This is a genomic window from Arenibacter sp. F26102 (genome assembly GCF_023015865.1).
In the GTDB taxonomy this organism is placed as follows: Bacteria; Bacteroidota; Bacteroidia; order Flavobacteriales; family Flavobacteriaceae; genus Arenibacter.
In genome coordinates, this window is sequence record NZ_JALKBC010000020.1 from 46,417 (window position 1) to 54,389 (window position 7,973).

Annotated in this window: 5 protein-coding genes; 2 read left to right on the forward strand and 3 right to left on the reverse strand. The window is 39.0% G+C overall.

The genetic code is table 11. The features are described from left to right. Nucleotides 1-554: 554 nt before the first annotated feature. A complete protein-coding gene (locus MWU78_RS20390) occupies nt 555-3,320 on the reverse strand; it encodes an outer membrane beta-barrel protein (RefSeq protein ID WP_247001290.1) in 2,766 nt (921 codons plus the stop codon). A 132-nt stretch (nt 3,321-3,452) separates the two neighbouring features. Continuing rightward, the gene (gene der, locus MWU78_RS20395; RefSeq protein WP_247001292.1) at nt 3,453-4,757 is read right to left on the reverse strand and encodes a ribosome biogenesis GTPase Der; all 1,305 of its coding nucleotides are present in this window, start codon (nt 4,755-4,757) and stop codon (nt 3,453-3,455) included. 79 nt (nt 4,758-4,836) lie between these two features. Between der and MWU78_RS20400 the strand changes: the two genes are divergently transcribed. After that, nucleotides 4,837-5,349 (forward strand): GTP-binding protein, encoded by a 513-nt coding sequence (locus MWU78_RS20400; protein ID WP_247001294.1) that lies wholly within the window; start codon nt 4,837-4,839, stop codon nt 5,347-5,349. A 287-nt stretch (nt 5,350-5,636) separates the two neighbouring features. Here the strand turns inward: MWU78_RS20400 and MWU78_RS20405 are convergent, their stop codons facing one another. Further along, nucleotides 5,637-7,160 carry a choice-of-anchor I family protein gene (locus MWU78_RS20405; protein WP_247001296.1) on the reverse strand — a complete coding sequence of 508 codons (1,524 nt, stop codon included), beginning with the start codon at nt 7,158-7,160 and terminating at the stop codon, nt 5,637-5,639. Between the two features lie 308 nt (nt 7,161-7,468). Between MWU78_RS20405 and MWU78_RS20410 the strand changes: the two genes are divergently transcribed. Continuing rightward, nucleotides 7,469-7,792: a GIY-YIG nuclease family protein gene (locus MWU78_RS20410; RefSeq protein ID WP_247001298.1), complete on the forward strand. Its 324-nt coding sequence runs from the start codon at nt 7,469-7,471 to the stop codon at nt 7,790-7,792. Nucleotides 7,793-7,973: the final 181 nt, after the last annotated feature.

Here is a 7,973-nt window from a genome sequence, read left to right on the forward strand (position 1 = left end):
AGACTAGAGACTAGAAGAAAGAAAATAGACGGTCAAGCAATATCCAAGAGAATGGAACAATGTTCTAATGTATCAATGGGTTAATTTGAAAATTGGTTAATTTGAAAACACTTCAAACCTGAAACCCTTCAAACCAGAAACTAGAGACTAGAAACTAGAAAAAAGAAAAAAGACTTATAGCGATATCTACAAGAAGGCAACAATAGGTTAATGGAACAATGTGGAGATTTGGAAATGAAAATGTACAACCATTCAAACCTGAAACACTTCAAACCAGAAACCAGAAACTAGAGACTAGAGACTAGAAAAAAGAAAAAAGACTTATAGCGATATCTACAAGAAGGCAACAATAGGTTAATGGAACAATGTGGAGATTTGGAAATGAAAATGTACAACCATTCAAACCTGAAACGCTTCAAACCAGAAACAAGAGACTAGATAATAGTTACTAGAAAAAAGAAAAAAGACGGTCAAGCAATATCCAAGAGAATTCAACCAAGGGGCAAGGTGATTATTTGAAACCCTTAAAACCGTGAACCAATCAAACAAAAGCATTAATTGTAATAACGTCTTCCCCTTGATTCCATATCGGGTTTTTTACCCCCAAATTGATCAAATTTATAAGTAAAGCTCGCCATAAAATATTGCTGGAGAACCGTCCCCTGAAAATCCTGTATGTAATCTTCCCCGGTAGTCCTACGGGTATTTATATTTTGATCCAACAAGTCATAGGCCAACACTTTGAGGGTGCCTTTATCTTCTAGGATTTGAAGACCCAGACTCATATTCCAAAAAAGGGCATCCTTTCTATATCCTGGACCCACATTTCCGTTATAACTATATTTAAGGTCGTTGCCCCAAATTAAATTCTTAGGCCAGTAAGAGGTCACCCTAAGATTGGCATTTTGGGAAGTATATTCCACATCCTCTATATTATCCAGATTGTAGGTGGTATTGTTGAAAGAAATACCATAACCTGGTTCAATTTCCAGTACCTCCTTATAATTATAGGTTGTAGAAACATAAGGCGTTACATCAAATCTTTTGGCCTTAAGTTCCACTCCATTGGTAAAACTTATCTGCCTACCGTAACTTAATCGTGGCCTTACATTAAATTTTAAGGTATAAAGACTATCCTTTTTTATCTGCTTCGAATAACCAACTCCACCATAGCCACTGTAATTACCATCTATATTGGTATATCTGGTGGTCCTTAGAAAATTCTCATCGGTAGTTGAAATAGCAGAAACCCTATCCTTTTGTATATCCAGCCCCGTATATAAAAAGACCCCACTCCGATCTTTCCAATTATAATTATTATAGTTAAAATCTATCCCATGATTCACACTCGGCAACAAATTGGGATTACCTATCACCACGTTCAAAGGATTATTTACGTTGGGTACTGGCTGCAACTGACTTATCGAAGGAAGATTGAGTCGAGAGTCGTACCTTAAATAAACCCGACTATTTTTCCCCAAGGAATACCTTATTCTACTTCTTAGCAATAAGTTTTTGTACGATTTGGAGAAGGATGTTCCTTGAAGGAAGTCCTGATTGTCCAGCTCGGTCATTACATAAGAAGCGTTCACCCGTAGGTTTAGCTTATCTCCGTTATGGCGTAATCCCAAGAAAGGCGACTGTTGAATATTTTCAAAGTTAAAATCGGAACTCAAAGTCTCGTTAAACTGGGTATACCTGTTATCATCCACATCATAGTCCATAACCTCCTTGGTATTGTCCCTATGATCATTCTTAAATTCGTAGCCAATATCCAAGAACAGCTTACTAGTCAAAGGCTGCCTATAACGGGCTTCCAGTTCATAAGAATTTCTTTTGTTATTAATGTCGGACAGTTGATCCACATTCTCTACACTGGGATCGTCCCCAAATACTTCCCTAACGGAATTGAGGTTGGAATTGCTTATGTTTTCGGTATTGTCATTGGAAAATGAGAAAGTGATCAGTTTACCAATCGTATCCAACTTTTTCATTACACTTAATCTATTGGAAAAATTTCTTTGAAAACCGTCATTCACCGTAATACGGTTATTGCTGTTTATCAAATCACCTTCCTCATCCGTAGAAAATGTATTGTTCCTGTTCACAGAATTGGTCCTATTGACACTCATGGAAGGCTGCAGGCTAATGCGAAGGGTTTTATCCACATCATATTCAATATTTGCAGCTCCTCGATTAGAATTGGTAGAACCATCAAAGTTAGATTCGTTTTCCGTAAAATATCTGCTATCCGGTAAAATATTCTCTCGAGATGTTTTTTGATCATTATAGGAATCACTGTATCCAAAAAAGTAATTGGCATCGATCTTATACTGGCCTTTTTCCGCATTGGCATAACTGGCCCCCAAGTTGGAAGAAGTTGTAATACCGTTGCCAAAGTTATTGATCAAGCCCGATTCCTGTGCACCGGAATACCCTCCATTGGTATTCCCTACCATATCGTAGATCTCATCATAGGAAAATCCGGAATTGTTAATATTATTGGAACTGGCAATAAAACTCAACCTTTTTTTATTGCTAAAATAATTGAGCAGTCCATTGAGTTGATATCTCTCGTCAGTACCGTAACCTGCCGCCATTCTTCCTAGATATCCTTTATTCTTATCTTCCTTTATGGTCAGGTTAATGGTTTTGTTCTCCCCTTCCCCTTCTTCTCCACTAAACTCCTGTTCTTTGGTCTTGGTGTCCGAAATCTGTATCTTACTTATAATATCCTTGGGTAAACTTTTGGTTGCCACCTTAGGGTCGTTACTAAAGAATACTTGACCATTTACCAGGACCTGATCTACTTCCTTCCCGTTTACAGTGATCTTGCCATCACTATCCACTTCTACTCCTGGCAACTTTTTCAATACGTCCTCTACAGTAGCGTCGGGCTTTGTCTTAAAGGAATCCGCATTAAATTCCAAGGTATCCTTTTTAATGGTAATTGGCACCCTATCGCCCACGATCAGCACTCCATCCAACTCTTGTGCCTGCTCCTCCAATTGTACTTTACCCAAATCTACCTGTGACCCCAGTTTAACTTTTATATAATGTGATTTATACCCATTATAGGAGAAGAATACATTTACCTCCTTAAGACTGGTATCCCCTTCCAATTCAAATACTCCTTTTTGATCCGATACGGTGTATGACACCAAAGCACTGTCCTTTACCGATTCCGCATATATGGTGGAGGCCTCCAATGGGGTCTGGGTAATGGCATCTACAATCTTCCCACTTAAAACAAAATCTTGGGAAAAGGAAAGGCTAAAAAATAAAATGGAAAATAGGAGAGAAAAGTGAAATTTCTTCATTTGGTTAGTGTGTCTTGTACTCTTGGTAATTTGGTAAGTCCCCAAAAATATAGCAACAGCTACTACGACCCAAATGGTTAACAGAACTTTAAGACCCTGCCTTCAGAAATAACCCGATTTAATTTGCGCTCCTTATTTTTTTCTCATAAAAACCGAAACAGGCACCCCTGTAAAATCGAAATGCTCCCTTAATTTATTCTCCAAGAACCGCTTATAAGGATCCCTTACATATTGTGGAAGGTTACAAAAAAATGCGAACTGCGGATAAGGCGTTGGCAATTGGGTACAGAATTTTATTTTCACATACTTATCTTTATAGGCAGGTGGAGGATAGTTTTCAATAATGGGCAACATGATATCGTTCAATTTTCTGGTCACCACCTTTTTTTGTCTATTTTCATACACCTGAACGGCAGTTTCAATGGCCTTAAAAATTCGCTGTTTTGTTAAAACGGAGATAAAAAGAATAGGCACATCCGTAAAGGGTGCTATGGCCTCCTTAATTTTCTGAGTATACTGCTTAATGGTATTGGTCTCCTTATCTTCAATCAAATCCCATTTATTTACCAAGATTACGATTCCCTTGTTGTTGCGCTGAGCCAACCAGAAAATATTTTCTACCTGTCCGTCAAAACCACGGGTGGCATCCAACATAAGAATACAGACATCGGAATGCTCAATAGCCCTTACCGAACGCATTACGGAATAGAACTCCAAATCTTCCCTTACCTTGGACTTACGACGAATCCCGGCAGTATCTACCAGATTAAATTCAAAACCAAATCTATTGTATTTAGTATCTATACTATCTCTAGTAGTACCCGCAATATCGGTCACTATATATCGTTCTTCCCCAATAAGGGCATTGATAAAAGATGATTTTCCCGCATTAGGTCTTCCAACTACGGCAAAACGTGGCAAGTCGTCCTTCTCCTTTTCCTTTTCCGGCAATACCTTTACCAAATCGTCCAGCAGGTCTCCTGTTCCACTACCACTAATACTGGCAATGGTATAATACTCGCCTAGGCCCAAAGAATAGAACTCCACGGCATCTTCCGCTCTTTTGCTGTTGTCCACTTTATTGACCACTAAGAAAACAGGCTTATTTACACGTCTCAATAAATTGGCTACATCTTCATCCATTCCGGTAACACCAGCTTCTACGTCCACCATAAAGACAATAGCATCGGCCTCGTCTATGGCCAATTCTACCTGCTTATCTATTTCTTTTTCAAAAACATCATCGCTCCCCAATACATATCCACCAGTATCGATCAATGAAAACTCCACTCCGTTCCAATCACTCTTTCCATAATGACGATCACGGGTAACCCCACTAACGGCATCAACAATAGCCTCTCTTCTCTGAATTAATCTATTAAAAAAGGTTGATTTGCCTACATTAGGTCTTCCTACAATGGCTACAATAGCACTCATACTTTTAATTTGCTGCAAAAGTACTATTTATATTCGAAGAAAAAACAGTATCTTTTATCCTAATTATCAGCCATCTAGTTTGAAAGTATTACCCAACGAAATTATCCTAAGACCAAGATTCCAAATTAATCTAAATGGTCCTGCAAAATCCGTATTGCAATTATTCGAAAATGCGGACACTCCTCCTTTTATCGTAAAGATATCCGACCATCATGTTTTTATAAAATTCAATAAGGCTAAATCCCATTTTTGGTCCCCTCAACTACAGATCGAGGTAGTGGACCAGGAAAACGGAGATAGCATTATATATGGATTATTTGGCCCCAACCCCACCCTATGGACATTTTTTATGTTCGTGCATTTCGGAGTGGCCACATTGTTCATCATTTTTGGAGTTTGGGCTTATTCCAATAACGCCTTGGGCAAAGGGATCGGGCTCCAATTGGGATTAATGGCTTTAATGGTAGTTGCATGGGTGGTTCTTTACGTCTTTGGAAGGATCGGAAAAAGAAAGGGCAAGCCTCAAATGCATCAATTGCACGAGTTTATGTTGCAGCACACCAAGGTTGAAAGTTCAGAGTTTCTGGTTTAAAGTTTCATGGTCTTAACGGAGATTGAGCGTAGTCGAAATCGAATAGAGTCAGAAAGAAAAACCATTGAATGTGGCTTCGGCTCCGCTCAGCCACCAAGCAATAATCGGAGAATGTTATTCATCCAAATAAATATCTAGAGTTACCAAACCGCTCCAATGGGTCCGGCCTAAAATGTTCGACTTCTAGTCGTCCAGAAAATAGACTCTGTCGAAGTGACTATTACAAAAAATAATCCCCGAGTATACAAGGCAGATACCCAGGGATTACTTACAAAACAATTTACAATCTATTTTATTTCGTAGATCGCTACGGTATTGGAAACCTCATTGGTAACAATTGCCAAGGCATTTCCTGTTGGGCTATTTTCCTCTGAAATGGTCAACAAACCTTCGGGACCAACATCTGAGGCATCAAAAAGCCAATTTACGTATTGCGGACTGTTGGGATTGGTAATGTCGTATACCAAAACTCCTCCAGTACGCTCCAAACCAACAAACAACAAGGTAGAATTGCCCACCTTTAAAGTAGTTACAGATTCTGGCTCGGCACCTTTATCATCACTTCTTCCATCGGTCTCGCCCTCATCGGCATTAAAATAAGATGGATTAAGCTCCAAAGTCTTTCTGCCTATTTCATCCGCACTGTCATATACCAAAGCTCCAGAAGTAGACCAAATAGTAAACGACCTTCCACCGTAGGCATAAATTTTATCAAAGTCACCATCGCCATCGATATCTCCATTTGCTGTGGTAATTTTTAACCTTCCCAAATTTTCCTCCATTTGTAGGTCAGCGGCATTAGGGAAAGCTGTTGGGTCCAGGATTATATCCTCAACCCTTGCCTCTTCCGAATATCCAATATAATCCCTAGAATCCCCTTCATTGGCCGTAATAATATAATCCATGCCATCTAGCTTGGTAAATGTAATGGCATCCGGCATATAAAAACCAAGCACTGGCCAATTCTGAAAGTTCCCTACCACGTCATCCTTATTGCTGGCGTCCATCTTGTTTTCACCAAAAGAATAATCCTTTACACCTAGACCAAAAACATTGGCAATGACCATATTCTTTAAATCCACTACCGCTATACCGTTATTTTCCTGAAGCGTTACATAAGCAAACTTACTATCGTCCGAAACTGCCACATATTCCGGTTCCACGTCTTGGGCAATACTTGCTGAGGGACCAAAAACCCTAAAATCGTTACCTATTGAAGCTACACTGAAGGAAGTAAAAAACATAGTATTAACTTCACTTTTTTGAACGTCAACTATAGAAATGGACCCCTCTGGATCTACCGAATAATCAGCATTTGGCTCCCCTTCATTGGCAGAAATTATATATTTCCCATCAGGACTAAAAGCAACCATATCCGGCAATGCCCCTACATTATAAGCAGTGACCAAGGTTTGGGTTTCGGTATCGTAAGTCTGTACGGTACCATTCATTTGTTTATTGGCATTTTCCACGGCCACGGCTAAAAGTCCGTCGTGAACCGCAACACTGTTTGGAGTTCCCGACAATGAAATAGAAGTTAATTTAACTGATGATGAAGGTGTTGAAATATCCCAAACCGAAACTTCGGACTGAACTGGATTTACGATAAACAATTTGTTGGTCTTGGGATCAAAGGCACTAATTTCAGCAAAACCTTCCTCTCCGGTACCGTTGGAGAACCCGCCGATTTTAGCAAAGGTCAGAGTTGATACATCTACATCGTCATTATCGGCACCATGGCCGATATGATCTTTAATACAGGAGGTGAATAGCATTCCACCTACGAAAAGAGTTAAAAGTGTTTTTTTCATTTTCTTTGGTTATTTATTTAAAAACCAAAGATGTAAACCAGCTATAAGCTAAGCGTAAAACAAATAACAACTTTTTGTTAAGGATCAGAACTGTAGGTTAAAGATAAAGTAAACTAAGAACTGGAAACGAACTTTGGAATTTATAAGATAATATTATGGAGGATCAATTAGGTCTCGATTGCTGTTGCATTGGTATTGTTATAGGGTAGCCGACATTTCCCCTATAAAAGCCGCATTTTAACGAAATAAACATTAATTTATAGCAATGTCCGGTCGAGCGCAGTCGAGACCTCTTCCTTTTGAGTCTTATGAAATCCTATTATGTATACATATTACTGTGTTCTGACGGATTAGCCTATACCGACATAACAAATGATTTGGCTAGAGGGTTTAAAGAACACCAAATGGGATTAAACAAAACTTGTTTTACCCATAAAAGGAGACCGGTCAAATTAATCGTTGAACAAGAATTCAATGACGTTATACAAGCCATATATTTTGAAAAAAAGTTGAAAAAATGGAGTAGCAAAAAGAAATTGGCACTGGCCAAAGGCCAATTTGATCTTCTACAAATTTTAGCAGAATGCCGAAACTCCACACATTCCGATTATAAACCAGAAAATGAAAATTAGTTAGGTCTCGACTGCGCTCGACCTGACAAACCTCGACTGCGCTACCATTGACGTCTATCACAGAAAGCTGTTAATCAACACTTTGCATTTTCAATGGAATTGTCTCCAACCCTAGTTCTTGTGCCATTCTGGTTACTGCCCTTTGTTTGTTCAGGAGCATTTTCTCTTGGTATTTATGGAT